Source organism: Arthrobacter sp. JUb115, from assembly GCF_004365035.1.
Lineage (GTDB): Bacteria > Actinomycetota > Actinomycetes > Actinomycetales > Micrococcaceae > Glutamicibacter.
This window is the reverse complement of record NZ_SOBS01000007.1, coordinates 22567-38618: the sequence shown is the minus strand read 5'-3', so window position 1 is coordinate 38618 and position 16052 is coordinate 22567. Positions and strand designations below refer to the sequence as shown.

The following is a 16052-nucleotide window of genomic DNA, read 5'->3' as shown; positions in this document are numbered from 1 at the left end:
CATCCGACCTCACGCCACAACACGGATCATGGACGGCTAAATGGTCCGCTCCACTGCCTATAGTTCAAGTCAGAGCATCTTCTAGCTCAAGCACCAGCCACCTTAGGAGTAGTACTACCGCATGCGTTCGCTGCGCCGCACCTTATCTTTGTTCGCCCTCCTGTCCACCCTGGTTCTGAGCTCGTGCTCTTCATTGGAGACCATTGAGTTCCCGCCCCTTCCTGATGCCCAAGCCGCACCGACGCCAAGCACCGCAGAACAACGTGATATCTACGCAGAATCCCTTGAACTGCTCAATGAAGTTACGGTCAAAGGCCGCGCACCAAAAACCGGCTACGACAGAGCGGAATTCGGCAAGGGATGGAAAGATCCGGACCGCAATGGATGCGATGCGCGCAACGACATCCTCTCGCGCGATTTGGTGGACGTGACATATAAACCGGCCACGCGACCCTGCGTTGTATTGAGCGGAACGTTCGATGATCCCTACACGGGCAAGACCATCGAATTCAAGCGCGGCCAAGGCACCAGCACCTCCGTGCAAATCGACCATGTTGTCGCCCTGTCCGATTCCTGGCAAAAGGGCGCGCAGCGCTGGGATGCCGAGATCCGCTTGGAATTTGCCAATGACCCGCTGAACCTGCTGGCTTCCGATGGCCCCACTAATGCTTCCAAAGGCGACAAGGACGCGGCATCATGATTGCCACCCAACAAGAGCTTCCGTTGCACTTACGTCTCGCGGCAGACCCAGGTAAAAGCCAAATACGACGTTTGGATGACCAAGGCAGAGCACACCGCGATCGGGAACATCCTCAAATCCTGCATCTAGCAGTCAGGCAGCTTCGCCGGCCCTCATAGCCGTACGCAGGACATCGCACGGAAACATCCACCTTAAGGCTTATCGTCAAATCGATGGACTTGTGGCAAAATGGATATTATTCAACACGTTAGCGATTATGTTCTGCGATGGCTTGGCCTGATCCTCTACTGCAAGGGCGCATGATGAAGACACGAATCCCCGGAGTCCTCCTACTGGTTTCCAGCGTGTGCATCTTCAGTTTTGCACTGACCACCACGCAGCGCGAGGCAGCCACTGCCTGCTGGGTCGTCTCCACCCTCATGTTCATTGGAGCAGCCATGCTTCTGCTGAGTGCGATCCTTGGAACTTCCACCGTCACCGCAGGTGACCCGCGGCATAAGCGTCAGCAATAACTGCATACTCCTCTAATCAGAAGCAACCTCTTGGCCTATGGCTGGGAGGTTGCTTCTGTTGAATAACCGACAGTACTTGTACTTCTGCACCTAAATTTAACGCCAAAGCATCGACAGGTTCATTCAGATGCGATAGACATATGTCTTGTCACACTCGTCACTTTTAGGAGTACCCATGCCTGCATTCAGGCAGATAAGAAAACTCGGTCTCGCTTCGCTGGCAACGATTTCGCTGGCCGCCACCGGTGCCGCAACAGCTCAGGCTACATCCACGCAGAGTGCTTCCCTGTCGCCAGCCGCGGGTACTGAAGCCGTCACCATTGATCTAGTTGGCATCAATGACTTCCATGGCCGCATTTCTGCTGACAGAAGCTCTGCCGGCGCTGCTGTGCTGTCCGGTGCTGTAGATGGAATGCGTGCAGAAAACGAAAACACCCTATTCGTCTCCGCCGGCGATAACATCGGCGCCTCAACCTTCGCTTCCGCCTCGCAGGATGACGAACCAACCATCGCTGCCCTGGGTGCTGGCGGCCTGGATGTCTCGGCAGTAGGCAACCACGAGTTCGACAAGGGATTCGCGGACCTGACCGGACGCGTCATCGACAGCTACGCCGATTCCAGCGGTGTCAACGGCGCAGACTTCGCACTGGGCGCCAATGTCTATGAAAAGGGCACCACGGCTCCTGCCCTCCAGGAATACGCGATCCGCGAGATCTCCGGTATTTCCGTGGGCTTCATTGGCACCGTTACCGAAGACATGCCTTCACTGGTTTCCCCAGCTGGCATCGCCGACCTGGATTTCGGCAGCGAACTGGAAGCAGCGAACCGTGTAGCTGAGCAGCTCTCCGATGGCGATGAAGCGAACGGCGAGGCAGATGTAGTGGTGCTGCTGACCCACAACGGTTCCGCTGGCGATCAGTGCGCAGATATTGCCGAAGAAGACAGCGCCTATGGCGAGCTCGTTCGCGAGGCCAGCAACGAGATCGACGCGATCTTCTCGGGCCACACCCACCAGTCCTACGACTGCGAAATCGCGGGCCGCCCGGTGATCCAGTCCCACCAGTACGGCACCACTTTGGGCAAGGTTTCCTTGCAGGTAGATCCTGAGACTGGCGAAGTCACCGAGGCCGCTACCGAGCGCATCGCCTTGGCAACCGAGGGCGCTGACGGCGAATGGGTGGGCAACTTTGATGCCAATGCCGAGGTCGCAGAAATCGTTAGCGCCGCTGAAGCGGAAGCTGAAGTGGTCGGCAGCGTGAAGATCGGCGCCATCTCTGAAGACATCCTTCGTGGTGGAGAAGAACCCGGCCAGGACCGAGGCGTTGAATCCACCCTGGGCAACACCGTAGCCGACATCCACCTATGGGCTACCTCTAATGAGGATTTCGCCAGCGAACCAGCCGAGATCGCATTCATGAACCCAGGCGGCCTGCGTGCCGACCTGCTCTACGGCCAAGATGGCACAGTGTCCTACAAGGCCGCAGCCGAGGTCCAGCCATTCGCCAACACCCTGATCACCTTCAACCTCACCGGGGAGCAGATCCGCGAGGCCCTGGAGCAGCAGTGGCAGCCTGCAGGTTCGGAACGCAACAAGCTGCATCTGGGCATTTCCGAGGGTCTCGCCTACACCTACGTCGAGGATGCTGCCCAGGGCGAGCACATCAAGGACATCACCTTCAAGGGCGAGCCGCTGGACGAGGAAGCAACCTTCCGTGTCGCAGCCAATGCATTCCTGGCTACCGGTGGCGATAACTTCGCCGCGTTTGCCGCCGGCACCGATCATGCTGACTCCGGCCAGATCGATTTGGACGCCACCGTGAACTACTTCAAGGCACATGACGTTGTTGAGCCGGCTCCGCTGGGCCGCGCGGTCCTGCAAGAGCCTGTTGCGCCAACGCAGTCGCCGGATCCTTCGGATGAGCCAACCGGGGAGCCAACTGAATCGCCGGAACCATCTGAGGATGCAACCGACGACGCGACCGAAGAACCTACCAGTTCGCCAGAGCCAACTGGGGACGCGACCCGGTCCCCTGACTCGTCTGGCGAGCCTAAGGACGAGCAGAAGGATGATTCCCAGAACCGGGACTCCGAAGATCTAGCCGATACCGGATTCGGCACCAGCTGGATCGGCATCGTCGCCGGTGTCGTTGTCCTGGCAGGCATCGCCTTGGTACTGATACGCCGCTTCGGCAACAAGGCCGGACGCTAGAGCCCAAGGGCAAAGATAAAGGCAAAGGGAAGAACCAAGAGGTTCTTCCCTTTGCCTTTGTCCCAATAACTTAGTCGATGACCAGTTCGCCCATGGAATCCCAGCCTTCGCCGTCTACCTTGCGGGAAACGATCTTCGGGGTGGAGACCAGGTGTGGTCGCATGGACTCAAGACCGGCTGCGAAGTGGGCGGAGTTCACGTGGTTTGCCGCGGCTTCGTCATCGCGGAAGGCCTCAACCAGGACGAATTCGTTGGGGTCTTCGACGCTCACGGACCAATCGAAGAAGATGTTGCCCTCTTCGGCGCGGGTTGCCGCGGTGAATTCAGCGACATGGCCCATGAAGTTCGGGGTGGATTCTGGCTTTACTTGGTATTTAACAACGATGAAGTACATGTCTCTAGTCTAGGGTTCCCTTGTTAATTGCGCCTTGCAAACGAATGTATTCTTTATCCCTTAGGGGCATGCCGTCGACCACTAAATCGTATGAATCCTCGATGAGCTCGCCCATCAGTTGCGGGTCGAGTCCTGCACGAACCGAATTCCAGTGCTTCTTATTCATGTGATAGCCCGCGGTGATCTGCGGATGCTCGCTGCGCTGCTGGTCTGCCAGAGCCGGTTCGCATTTCAGGTTCAGCACCAATTCGCCTTGCAGGTGCATGAGCAACCCAAATATTTTGCCTTTGCCCGGATCCCTGCCCGCCACCTTGAATACGGTGCTGTCAGGGCCAAAGGGATAATCGGCGTAAGCGCACGGCATGCGCAGGCACAGCTGCGTCCACGCATTTTCCAATTCTTCTTGCCCAGCTGTTGTTGCCATCAATGCCTCGCTAGCGAAATGGGTACTCGATCTTGGGACAGGTATCCATCACTACATCCAGTCCCGCATCCTTGGCCCGTCGGGCGGCGGCTTCGTCAATGACGCCCAGCTGCAACCACACCGCCTTCGCTCCCACGGCGATGGCTTGGTCAACGATGTCTCCCACCTTGGAAGAGTTCACGAAGCAATCCACCACGTCAATGGGGCCTGGAATGTCAGCAAGCTTCGCGAAGCCCGCTTCGCCCATTACAGTTTCCGCGCCTAACGACACCGGAATAATCTGCATCGACAGTTCATCACGCAGGAAACGGGCGATGGACGGAGCTACGCGAGCAGGGTTGTTGGTCAGCCCGACAACCGCCCAGCGTCCAGGCGTGCTCAACAGCCTGCGGATTGTTGCCGAATTATTTACGTGCTGCGTGTCCATGCACGACACCATACCGCGTCGCTGGCACTTTTGGCGTCCAGGTACTGAAGTTCGTCCAGTTGGCAGGACCCGCCCATGCCACTGGCCTTCCAAGCGTTCGGAATTCACTGCTGCAGCTGAACCGCTTTCCCAGTGGCTGCCGCGCTGTTCTGCGAGAACGCCCCGCGGTGCTTAGCCGCCGGATGATGCGCGGGCAGGTAATCGCCACGGCCAAAGACCTTTTGGCGCAGGCTGCCCTCGGCATATCCACTTTGGGCCAGGCCACGGCGGCGCAGTTCGGGCAGCACTCCGTCAATGAAGTTGTCGTAGGAGCCGGGAAGAACATGATTCATCACGTTCAGGCCATCGATACCAGCATCCTGCCAGCGTTCGAGCTCATCGACAATTTGTTCCGGGGTCCCCGAAATCTGCTGTGCCTTGGCGCGGTAGTAGGCCAAGTCGCGCAGGGTCGGATTGCCGCCGGGCACCGAAGCCCGGGCTGCTTCAAGTACTCCCTGCGCGCCCTCGGTCTGGATCTGGCCGATCGGGGTATCCAGGTCCAGTCCGCCCAGATCCACTCCGATACCGCCGCCGATGTGCGCGATGATGGCGTCCAAGTCCAGGTACTCGTCGTATTCGGCTTCCAATGCCTTGGCTTCAGCTTCCGTGGAACCGACGAGGAAGGACAAGCCGGCAAAGACCTTGATGTCATCGCGGCCGCGTCCGGCAGCAGCCAGGTGCTCGATCAGCTGGGCATTCTTCTTCGCCACGTACTGTGCGTGCGGGGCAAAGAGGAAGGTCGCCTCGGCGTGAGTGGCCGCGAACTGCGAACCGCGTGCCGACGAACCAGCCTGGAAAAGGAACGGGGTGCGCTGGGCACTTGGCAGTGCCAGGTGCGGACCGTCAATGGAGTAGTAGTCGCCGCGGTGGTTGATTTTGTTGACCTTGGCCGGATCTGCGTAGATTCCGGAAATCTTGTCGGCCAGCAAGGCGTCCTCTTCCCAGGAGCCCTCCCACAGCTTGTAGGCGGCGTCGACGTATTCTTCGGCCCAACCGTAGCGGTCATCATGCCCGACCAGTTCTTTCCCGCCGAAATTGCGGTGCGCATTTTCCAGTACGCTGGTGACGATATTCCAGGCCACACGCCCCTGCGAGAGGTGATCCAGGGTGGAGATCTGCCGGGCAAACTGGAATGGATGGGATTGGATGACCGAGCTGGTCATCGCCAGGCCGATGTCCTTGGTGCTGGCGGCCAATGCCGAAAGCAGGACCAGCGGATCATGGCTGGGGACCTGCAGTCCCTTTCGTACGTGCGATGCCCAACCACCCTCATGCTCGCCGTAAAGGCCAACCACGTCAGCGAAGAACAGCGAATCGAACTTTGCCTCTTCCAGCTTCTTGGCCAGGTCAACCCATAGGCCCAGTTCATGGAACCGATGCTGCTGCGCTTCGGGGTGGCGCCACATTCCGCCAAGGATATGGCTGGAGGTGTTCATCAAGAAGGCCGAAAGCAGCAAGCGCGGGCGTTCGTTGAAAGTACCCATGATTATTTTCCTGCCTTTGCTTCGCCGATCGAGTTCAAACCAGTAGGAATGCTGCCGTTGATGAAGTAGTCCCCCACCGAGCGTGCCTTGAAGGCCACCGGATTGTGGGTGGCCACCGTGCGGGCATTGCGCCAGAAGCGGTCCAGCGACTTGGAGGTCGAAATCGCCGAGGCCCCGGTGACGTCGAAGAGCTCGCTGGTGGCGTCCAGAACCAGCTTCGGCGTGGCCACGTGGGCTTGCTGGACGGCAAGCTCTGCGCGCAGGTAGGCCGCTTGCGGGTCCAAGCCCAGATCTTCGTCGAGCGCCGAATCCAGTTCCCGGGCTGCGGTGACCACGATGCTCTCTGCAGCGAAGACATTGGCCGCCAAACGGCCGACAAGTTCCTGGATCTGCACGTCATCCTTGAACAGCGCGCCGGAGCCGGTGTTGAAGGTTCGCGTGCGGTTGGCAACGATGCCTGCTGCGGCATTGCGGGCCCCCTTGCCGATACCTGCCAGTACGGCGAGCAGGCACAGCTGGAAGAAGGCAGGTTCGAGGGTGGAAGCTATCTTGCGCTGAATGATATTGGCATCTTCCACCGCAACGTCAGTGAATATCGCGGTGCCGGTACCGGTCAGCGGCTGGCCGAAGCCATCCCAGTCGTCAAGGATCTCCACGCCCTCGGCATGGCGATCGACGATGGCGTATTGGCGCCCCTCAATCCCGTCGGTGGTCGCCATGACCACTACCCAATCGGCGAAGATCGAGCCAGTGGTGTAGTACTTCTCGCCGCGCAGCACCCAGCCTTGCCCGGTCTGGACCAGTTTGGTATTGGTGGCGCCAAGGGCATTGCCGCCACGCTCGGTCGCAGCGTTGCCGAAGATTTCCCCGGCAAGCACCCGTGGGAACCAGCGGTCCTGGAACTCTGCCGGCTGCAGGGAGATGGTTTCGACGAAGGAGAAGTGGCTGCGCAGCAGGTGCGCTACATTCGAGTCCGCCGCGGCCAGCTCGATCAGCAAGCGGAACAGATGCTCGTGGCTGATAGGCGAACCGCCATGGCTTTCTGGCACACGCAGCGTGGTGAAACCGGCATCCTTGAGCCACTGCACCTGCTCGAAAGGCAGGATGCGCTGCTGCTCGCGTTCGGTAGCGCCCTGCGCGACACGGGTGAACACTTCGTTGAAGTGTGCCAGCAGTTCCTGGTAAGCCGCTTCGGTATGCTGCTGGGACGAAGGGCGGAAAATTGCCAAGGCTTCAGCGCTCATGGTTGCTCCTTTATGATCTGGGAAATGGTTTGGAATGGCTAGGCGCTGCGCGTGCCGGCCAGTTCGCGAAGTACGTTGCCGGGATTCGCCGCAAGCAGCGTTCTGGTGTACTCATGCTGGGGGTTGGAGTAGACCTCTTCGACAGTGCCCGACTCGACGATTTGCCCTCGGCACATCACGCCGACGCGGTGACTAATCCGTTCCACTACATGCAGGTCGTGGGAGATGAACAGATAGGTCAGTTGCTCTTCACGTTGCAGCTGGTCGAGCAATTCAAGGATCTGTTCCTGGGTCAGTACATCCAATGCACTCAATGCTTCATCAAGAACCAGAACTTTTGCGCCGCTAGCTAGAGCACGGGCTATAGCTACCCGCTGGCGCTGGCCTCCGGAAAGTTCACCCGGACGTCTGCCAACTAGCTGTTCAGGAAGGTTCACTTGTTCCATCAGCTGCGCTGTACGCTTCGCACGCCAAGCACTATCACCCAGGCGGTAGTTGACCATTGGCTCAGCGATGATCGAGCCGATTGCCTGGCGGGGGTCAAGTGCCGAGTCAGGGTTCTGGTAGACCAATTGCGCTTCCCGCCACAGATCATAGCGCTGTTTGCCGCTGATGCCGGCAACTTCTTTTCCGTTGACCAACACCGAACCTTCGGTGGCTGGGTGCATTCCCATGATGATTTTGGCTGTAGTGGATTTTCCTGAACCCGATTCGCCGACCAGCGAGAACGTGGTGCCTCGCTGCACTTCAAAACTGACGTTGGAAAGAACTTGGTGTTCGTCGCGGCCTTTGCCGAAGACCTTGCTGAGGCCATCCACAGTGATTGCCATATCCTCCGAGTCTGAAGGTTGCTGTCGATCCTGATGCGCATAGGCCTGATCGAGCAGTGCCTTGGTATATGGTTCGGTGCTTTGCGCTACCAACGCTGGAACGCTGCGGTCCTCCAGGATCCGGCCAGAATTCATCACCAGTACGCGGTCCGCAATGTCAGTCGCAACAGCAAGATCATGGGTGACAAAGAGGACTGTGGTTCCCCTCTGGCGTGCCAGTGACACGAAAACTTCCAATACCGTGCGTTGCACGGTGACGTCCAAGGCGCTGGTTGGTTCATCAGCGATGAGCAGCTGAGGGTTCAAGGCAAAGGCAATCGCAATCAGCACGCGCTGCTTCAGGCCACCAGAGAGTTCGTGCGGGTATTGGTCCAGTCGGCTTTCCGCACGGTCGATATCAACGCTCTCCATCAGCTCAATTGCCTTGGAACGCCATTGCGCCTTGGGAACTGAACGTGACGGATGCAAACGGAAGACTTCAATGATCTGGGAGCCAATGGTCTTCACCGGATCCAGAGAAGCACCAGGATCCTGTGGAACTAATCCAATGCCTGCGCCGCGAATCGCACGCCAATCGGCCATGGAAAGATTAGTGACTTCTGTACCGCCGAAACGCACGCTTCCCTTGACCTTCGCGCTTTGCGGCAATAAACCGATGAGTGTCTTGGCCAGGGTGGATTTGCCCGAGCCGGATTCACCAACAATGGCAATGATCTGCCCCGCGGGGACTTCCAAATTGATATTGTCAGCAGCTACTGTGCCCTGGTCGTACTGGACCGTTAGATCTTCAATGCGGATCGCTGCTGAAGAAGCGTCGTTCGTTGCGTTCATGGTCTTGTCCGTTCATCAAAGAGTAGGGCTAGAAGCGGAATGCCTTGTTGATGGCACGTCCCAGTACTGCTGTCAGCATTACCGCCGCCACGATAACCAATCCCGGCAAAGTGGTCAGCCACCATGCCACCGAAAGATACTGGCGTCCTTCGGAAATCAGCAGTCCCCATTCAGGGGTCGGCGGTGGCGAGCCGAAGCCCAGGAACCCCAAACCGGAAATTGCAAGAATCGCAGCACCCAGATCTACAGCCAGCAAGGAGAGAACCGGACCGATGATGTGCGGGATGATGTGGCGACGTAGCACAGTGAAGTATTTGCCGCCGCTCATCAAGGCCGCCTGCACGAAATCGCGTGATCGGACCCTGAGCACTTCAGTGCGCACGAGGCGAGCGAATGCCGCGATCGAAGCGATACCCACACCTAGGCCCAAGGACAGCGGTCCCGGTTCAGTTGCGGTAACCAGAATCAGCGCGATCAGGAAGGCAGGAACTGCCAGGACAACATCGACAAAGCGCATTGCAACGGTGTCTGCGAACCGTCCGGCGGTCGCCGCCAGCAGTCCGAGGACCGAACCCACTACGCTTCCAACCAAGCAAGCCAGACCGGCGGTCAGCAGTGTCTGGTGAGTTCCGTAGACAACTCGGCTGTATACGTCACGCCCCAGATGATCTGTTCCGAACAGGTGCTCCGCATTTGGCGCTAGCAGTTTGTCAGCCGGCACACCCGTAATTGGGTCTTGTCCAGTAAAGAACGAAGGGAAGAAAGCCCACGCCGCAAATAAGAACAGCGGAATGAGAACCCACCAGGCAGCTAACCAGCGTACTGCTGGATTACGTTGACTGGTTACAGTGCTGGTTGGAACTTGGCGCTGATCTTCATTGGCCACTGATCCAATGTGCTTGGTCAAGAGAGTCATTAGTCCTTCTTTCCTTATGCAACCAGCGAGCGGGTTGACCTGCTTGTCGAAGCGACGATTCGCGGATCAATCTGAGGGTGGATGAGATCTACCAGCAAGTTGACCCCCGTGAAGACAATGGCTGTCAGAAGCACCAGTCCTTGGACCAATGGGATATCCTGCGCGGTAACTGACTGCAAGATCAGCTGGCCTAATCCTGCACGCGAAAACACCGTCTCCGTGATAACCGAACCAGCAAGCAGAGCGCCAATGGTGATACCCGCAATGGCTAGTGCGGCAGGGGCCGCGTTCTTCAAGGTGTGCCTGTAGAAGATCCACGCTTCGCTGGCGCCTTTGGCTCTCAGCACGTCGATGAATGGCTGCCTATTAACTTCCTGCACGCTTTTGATTAGCACCTGGGCGATCGGAGCGCTCAGGTGCACGGCGAGTACGAAGATAGGCACTGCCAGCGACATGAATGAGCCGTCCGGGAACAGTGACATCACTCCGAGCTGCACTGCCAGCAGCTGCAGGAGCACCAGGCCCAACCAGAAAACAGGAATGGACACCATTAGCGGTGGCAGATTCAGCAGCGTCTTGCGCAGTTTTTCGCCCTTGGACAGGCTCGCCGCTGAGGCGATGATCAGGGCGAATACCACCGACAAAACGAATGCGCTGCCAGCCAGAATCAGGGTGGATCCAGCTACTTCACCGATTCGATTCGCTACTTCCGAACCGCTGGACAAGGAATATCCGAGATCTCCGCGAAGCAATCCCAGCAGCTGCGTGAAGTACTGCACGAAGACCGGCTGGTCGTATCCGTAGTACGCCTTCATCTGTGCAATGGTGGCCGGATCCGCGGCTGAGTCAGTGCTCAGGAAGATCGTGACCGGGTCATTCGGCAAGGCCTGCACAGCGATGAAAACCGCCGTGTAGGCCAGCCAAATGACCAATATTGCCTGTCCCAATCGTTTTGCGATGTAAATGCCCATGAGCTCGGTTCCTAGCCGTCGTTCTTCCAAGCACCTTGGAAGATTGGTGCGGTACCGGAAGTGAATTCAACGTTGGCGGAGTTATTGGCCCCATAGACCTGAACTTCGTCCCAAAGAATCAAGGTCAAGGCTTGGTCAAGCACCAGGGTACGCTGTTCTTCTTCCACCAACTTCAGGTGCTCTTCTTCGGTGGTTGCTGACTGCTCTTCGGCGAAAAGCTTGTTCAGTTCAGGATCGGCGCGAAGTGTCTGATTGTTGTTCGCAGTTGCGTAGACCGGGCCCAGTCCGCCGTATGCGAACTGGCGGGTGCCGAAGAACTCCACTTTGTCGTCGACAAGCGCGTTGGTCAGGAAAGTATTGTCCGCCGCGCGGTTGACCAGCTGGACGCCAATCTCTCGCCATTGCTGTTCAATCAGTTCGAACGCTGGCTTGATGACCACGGAGTTATTGGAGGTGGAGACCGTTACTTCCAGTTTCTTTCCGTCCTTCTCGCGAATGCCATCCGCGCCCGGCTTCCAACCGGCTTCATCCAATAATTGCTTGGCCTTTTCTGGGTTGTACGCCAGTTCGGAAGATAGGTCTACGAAACCTGGAGCCTTATGGTTCAGGATCGATCCGGAGATGACGTAGCTATCCGAGAGAACGGTTTCCTTAATGGCCTGGCGGTCGATTGCAATCTGCAGCGCTTGGCGGACTTTGACGTCTTCAAGCTTTCCCGAGCCAACACGTACTGCTGCGTGGTTGCTGGTCAGGTCTACGCCTTCAGCAGCTAACACCTTGCCACCGTTGGTACCCAGCACTTGTTCGTCCACCGGTTGCAAGCCTCGGACGAGATCTACCTGCGCGGACTGAACTGCCCCGGCACGGCTAGCTACCTCAGGAAGGTATTTGATAACCAAGGTATCCAGGTATGCATCGCCCTGGTTAGAGGCAGATTCTGGTGCCCAAGCGTAGTCATCGCGGCTGGTGAAAACCACTTCTTCATCAGGCTTTTCCGATTCAAAGACAAACGGTCCGGAACCAACGATCTTGGAGATCGAGGACTGCGCGGCGTTATCCAGTTCAAGGGTTTTCGGGGACACCAATCCAGCAGTTACTGAAGAAGTCGCCCGAAGGAAATTGGCATCCGGACGCTTGAGCGTGACCTTGACCTTGTTGTCCCCAACGACCTCTGCCGACTTGTAGGCGGCAAAGTCAACGTTCGGTGCAATCTGAGCTTCCTTGATGCCCTGACCCAGCGCGTCCAGGTTCAGTTTCACGGCTTTGGCATCCAGTTTGGATCCGTCTGAGAAGGTGACTCCGTCGCGAATGGTGAACGTGAACTCGGTCTTGGCATCGTTGGCTTCGAATCCGCTGGCGATCCAGCCAACCAGCTTGCCAGCTTCCACGTCGTAGTAGGTCAGGCGATCAAGGACGGAATTCAGTACGTTGGCCTTCTCATAGAAACGCGCTGCCTGAGTCTGCCAATTGTTGATGGGGGTAACTTCAGCAAAAGTGAAGGTACCGCCTTCTACTGGTTCCCCTGGATCGGCTGCTGCTTCAGCGGCGCCAGTAGTATTGGCGTTGTTTCCGCATGCAGTGAGTGACAAGCCCAGAACGGCAAGGATTGCAGTGGCCTTCAGGCCAAAATGTGCTGTACGCATGGTTACAGATGTCCTCTCGGTTGGTGCCCCGAGGATTACGCATAGATTCCCTGTACGTTCTGCCTTGATTCCGGGACTACCCACGGCGAGTTTCTTCCGGCAGACCGTTGAGAAATTTAGCAATCTCCATCGGTCCTGGCCTTAGCACCGCTCCCGTTTACGGGTGGTTGCTGCGACTTCAACGAGCCAGGTCTCTCGGTCGCTCTGGATGGGGTGTCCGGCTGTACCGGCCGAACAGTTCAAGTCTGCAACCCCTGAATTCAGCAGACAAGCGTTACGTAAGCAGGGGTCATGAAGTCGCAGAACGCGTCCTGAAACAGCCGATACACGTCATGCTGCGCGTCATAAAATGCAATGCGCCGGACATAAAACGCTTTGTGACGCCAATTGTGGACAGATCCATGCGAATCCTTGCTTAATCGGCATTCCCATTCGATGGTTCCGGGAATTACCTCACGTCCTCGCCGGTTGTAGCAGATGCAGACCAACGAGAGGACCCCATGAAGATCGCAATTACCGGTGCCACCGGACAGCTTGGAAATCTAGTCATCGACGCGCTGCTGGCGCGCGGGGCGAATGCCGCTGATCTGGTCGCAATTGGCCGCTCCGAGCAGAAGCTGGAACCGCTGGCAGGCAAAGGCCTGGAAACCCGCGTTGCCGATTACAACGCCCAGCCAACTCTCGTGTCCGCACTCGAAGGCATAGACAAGCTGCTGCTGATTTCGGCCAGCGAGGTGGGCCAGCGCGTTGCCCAGCATGAGAACGTCATCAATGCCGCCAAGCACGTGGATGTCTCGCTGATCGCCTACACCTCAATTGCCAACGCCCTGTCCGGCGGCATGAAGCTCGCCGACGAGCACATCGCCACCGAACGGCTGCTGGCCGGATCCGGCATCGACTACGTGCTGTTGCGCAATGGATGGTACATCGAGAACTACACCGACCAGCTGATGGGCTACCTCAACAGCGGCACGGTGCTCGGTGCCGCCGGCGATGGCAAGATCAGCGCTGCCGCCCGTGCAGACTATGCGGATGCCGCTGCGGCCGTGCTGCTTTCCGAGGAGGACCAGAACGGCAGGATCTACGAGCTGGGCAGCGATAAGCCATTCACCCTCGCCCAGCTTGCTGGCGCGGTTGGCGCTGCCGCCGGCCAGGACATCGCCTACCAGGAAATGGATCCAGGGCAACTGGAAAAGATCTACGCTGATGCCGGCGTCCCCGGACCGTTCGCGCACATCCTCGTCGATACCGACATGCGCATTCGAGAAGGAGCGCTGGAAGTGGACTCCGGGGAGCTGGCTCAGCTGATCGGCCGCGCCCCGGCTTCCTTGGGCAAAGTCATCAAGGACAACCTGGACAAGTAGCCCAGGTGCACTAGGGTTCCAGCGGGCAGGCATTGGCGGCGATCGAGGCCGCGGTGCCTGCCCGCCGCTTTAACGCGTCACAACCCGGAATATTCGCGCGGCAATGCCGAAATTGCCGCGCAAACCCATGGTGCTGCGTGTCACAACCGCGCGGCGAGTTCCCGCTCCCGTAAATTTGCGCATACTTCATCCCCACCTGCAGAGGAGATCAAAGCATGCCACGAGTACGTTTAAGATCAGTTGCCTGCGCGGCAGCCATCGCCTTGGGCCTGGGAGCTTTCTCAGCGCTTCCGGCGAGCGCCGAACCACGGCACACCCAGAAGGACCCGACCGCCATCGGCACTGGAGGCGCAGTCTCGTCGGTCGATCCGGAAGCCACCGCTGCCGGCATCGAAATCCTGCGCAAGGGAGGCAACGCTGTCGATGCGGCTGTGGCAACCGCGGCGGCACTGGGCGTCACCGAACCCTATAGCGCAGGCATTGGCGGCGGCGGATACTTCATGCACTACGATGCGAAGTCGGGCAAGGTCAGCACCATCGACGGCCGCGAAACCGCCCCGGCAGGCATTGGGCATGATGCCTTCATCGATCCTGGAACCGGCGAACCGTATAACTTCACCCCGGAACTGGTCACCAGTGGTGTGGCAGTAGGCGTGCCCGGGACAGTGGCCACCTGGCAGCGCGCACTGGATAATTGGGGTTCGCAGAACCTGAAACAGGTTCTGCGGCCGGCAACCCAGATCGCTTCACGCGGCTTTGTCATCGACGAGACGTTCCGCGAGCAGACCCTGGACAACAAGGAACGGTTCGCCGCGTTCACCTCCACGAGCGAATTGTTCCTGCCCGGCGGAGATGCTCCGGAAGTCGGGAGCATTTTCAAGAATCCGGATCTCGCACACACCTACCGGATGCTGGCCAAGCAAGGCATTGATGGATTCTATGAGGGCGAACTGGCTGCCGACATCGCCCAAACGGTACAGGCGCCGCCAAAGAGCGAAGACACCACCCTCCCGGTTCCCGCAGGGCAGCTGGGCACCGCCGACCTGGCCGGCTACGAAGTGGTGGAGCAGGCACCGACAAAGGTGGACTACCGGGGCTACGACGTCTTCGGCATGGCTCCTTCTTCCAGTGGCGGAACGACCATCGGCGAATCTCTGAACATTCTGGGCGAATTCGATTTGCCAGCCATGGAAGAACCCGATGCCTTGCATCATTATTTCGAGGCAACTGCGCTCGCATACGCTGATCGCGGCAAGTACGTCGGCGACCCCGCGTTCACCAGCGTCCCGACACGGACCTTGACGGACAAGTTATTCGGCGCGGATCGTGCCTGCGCCATTGATCCGGATCAGGCCGCAACGAAGCCGGTCGCTCCGGGCGACTTGGAAAACTATGATGGCCAATGCCCTGCGGCCACCAGCGAACCGGTAGTGGAGCAGGATACGGAGAACATCTCCACCACCCATCTGTCGGTCGTGGACCGTTGGGGCAATGCCGTTTCCTACACGTTGACCATCGAGCAGACCGGCGGCTCGGGCATGGTGGTCCCCGATCGCGGATTCTTGCTGAACAACGAGCTGACCGATTTCTCCACGGTGTACGACCCGCAGGATCCGAACCGCATTGAACCTGGCAAGCGCCCGCGTTCCTCGATGGCTCCGACCATTGTCCTGCAGGACGGCGAGCCGGTGCTGGCCATCGGCTCCCCCGGTGGTTCAACCATCATCACCACGGTGCTGCAGACCCTGGTGAACCGCATCGACCTGGGCATGAGCATCAGCGAAGCCATCGCCGCTCCGCGTGCTTCCCAGCGCAATACGGCAGTGGTCACCGCGGAACCGGAGTTTATCGAAGCCCACGGTTCGGCGCTCGAAGCCTTCGGGCACAAGCTCGCGCCAGCTGGGGATTCCTTCACTCCGCAGGCGGAAATCGGGGCGGTTGAAGCGGTGGAAATCGCTGCTGATGGCACGCTCACCGCAACGGCCGAGCCCACCAGGCGCGGAGGCGGTTCAGCCATGGTGCTGAAGCCAACCGAATAGGCCCGCAGGCAAATGGCGGCCCCCG

14 protein-coding genes and 1 riboswitch are annotated in these 16052 nt (G+C 58.6%); of the genes, 5 read left to right on the top strand and 9 right to left on the bottom strand.

What is annotated here, in order from left to right:
- Window positions 1–121 precede the first annotated feature (121 nt).
- The 3 genes from EDF61_RS12865 (at window position 122) to EDF61_RS12855 (ending at window position 3421) form a co-directional block, all read left to right on the top strand.
- Entirely contained in the window at window positions 122–700 is a 579-nt protein-coding gene (locus EDF61_RS12865) for an HNH endonuclease family protein (protein ID WP_353653989.1), read from the top strand.
- 299 nt (window positions 701–999) lie between these two features.
- Window positions 1000–1212 (top strand): hypothetical protein, encoded by a 213-nt coding sequence (locus EDF61_RS12860; RefSeq protein WP_105657967.1) that lies wholly within the window; start codon window positions 1000–1002, stop codon window positions 1210–1212.
- Window positions 1213–1387: 175 nt separating this feature from the next.
- A complete protein-coding gene (locus tag EDF61_RS12855; RefSeq protein WP_133834327.1) occupies window positions 1388–3421 on the top strand; it encodes a bifunctional metallophosphatase/5'-nucleotidase in 2034 nt (677 codons plus the stop codon).
- A gap of 70 nt (window positions 3422–3491) precedes the next feature.
- Here the strand turns inward: EDF61_RS12855 and EDF61_RS12850 are convergent, their stop codons facing one another.
- The 9 genes from EDF61_RS12850 to EDF61_RS12810 all read right to left on the bottom strand — a co-directional run bounded on the left by EDF61_RS12850 (window position 3492) and on the right by EDF61_RS12810 (window position 12624).
- Entirely contained in the window at window positions 3492–3815 is a 324-nt protein-coding gene (locus EDF61_RS12850; protein ID WP_105657965.1) for a putative quinol monooxygenase, read from the bottom strand.
- 4 nt (window positions 3816–3819) lie between these two features.
- Window positions 3820–4239 (bottom strand): MmcQ/YjbR family DNA-binding protein, encoded by a 420-nt coding sequence (locus EDF61_RS12845; protein WP_133834326.1) that lies wholly within the window; start codon window positions 4237–4239, stop codon window positions 3820–3822.
- A 10-nt stretch (window positions 4240–4249) separates the two neighbouring features.
- On the bottom strand, window positions 4250–4666 hold the full coding sequence (locus EDF61_RS12840; protein ID WP_133834325.1) for a CoA-binding protein: 417 nt from the start codon (window positions 4664–4666) through the stop codon (window positions 4250–4252).
- Window positions 4667–4770: 104 nt separating this feature from the next.
- Window positions 4771–6189, bottom strand: a complete 1419-nt coding sequence (locus EDF61_RS12835) for an NtaA/DmoA family FMN-dependent monooxygenase (protein ID WP_105657963.1) — start codon at window positions 6187–6189, stop codon at window positions 4771–4773.
- A gap of 2 nt (window positions 6190–6191) precedes the next feature.
- The gene (locus EDF61_RS12830) at window positions 6192–7433 is read right to left on the bottom strand and encodes an acyl-CoA dehydrogenase family protein (protein ID WP_133834324.1); all 1242 of its coding nucleotides are present in this window, start codon (window positions 7431–7433) and stop codon (window positions 6192–6194) included.
- A gap of 38 nt (window positions 7434–7471) precedes the next feature.
- The gene (locus EDF61_RS12825) at window positions 7472–9094 is read right to left on the bottom strand and encodes an ABC transporter ATP-binding protein (protein ID WP_133834323.1); all 1623 of its coding nucleotides are present in this window, start codon (window positions 9092–9094) and stop codon (window positions 7472–7474) included.
- 28 nt (window positions 9095–9122) lie between these two features.
- Window positions 9123–9815 (bottom strand): ABC transporter permease, encoded by a 693-nt coding sequence (locus EDF61_RS12820; RefSeq protein WP_286172245.1) that lies wholly within the window; start codon window positions 9813–9815, stop codon window positions 9123–9125.
- A 209-nt stretch (window positions 9816–10024) separates the two neighbouring features.
- A complete protein-coding gene (locus tag EDF61_RS12815) occupies window positions 10025–10981 on the bottom strand; it encodes an ABC transporter permease (RefSeq protein ID WP_133834321.1) in 957 nt (318 codons plus the stop codon).
- A gap of 11 nt (window positions 10982–10992) precedes the next feature.
- Window positions 10993–12624, bottom strand: coding sequence for an ABC transporter substrate-binding protein (locus tag EDF61_RS12810; RefSeq protein WP_286172243.1), 1632 nt, complete (start codon window positions 12622–12624; stop codon window positions 10993–10995).
- Between the two features lie 123 nt (window positions 12625–12747).
- Window positions 12748–12839, bottom strand: a riboswitch (SAM riboswitch).
- Window positions 12840–13124: 285 nt separating this feature from the next.
- Between EDF61_RS12810 and EDF61_RS12805 the strand changes: the two genes are divergently transcribed.
- On the top strand, window positions 13125–13988 hold the full coding sequence (locus tag EDF61_RS12805) for an NAD(P)H-binding protein (protein ID WP_133834320.1): 864 nt from the start codon (window positions 13125–13127) through the stop codon (window positions 13986–13988).
- 215 nt (window positions 13989–14203) lie between these two features.
- A complete protein-coding gene (gene ggt / locus EDF61_RS12800) occupies window positions 14204–16027 on the top strand; it encodes a gamma-glutamyltransferase (RefSeq protein WP_133834319.1) in 1824 nt (607 codons plus the stop codon).
- Window positions 16028–16052: the final 25 nt, after the last annotated feature.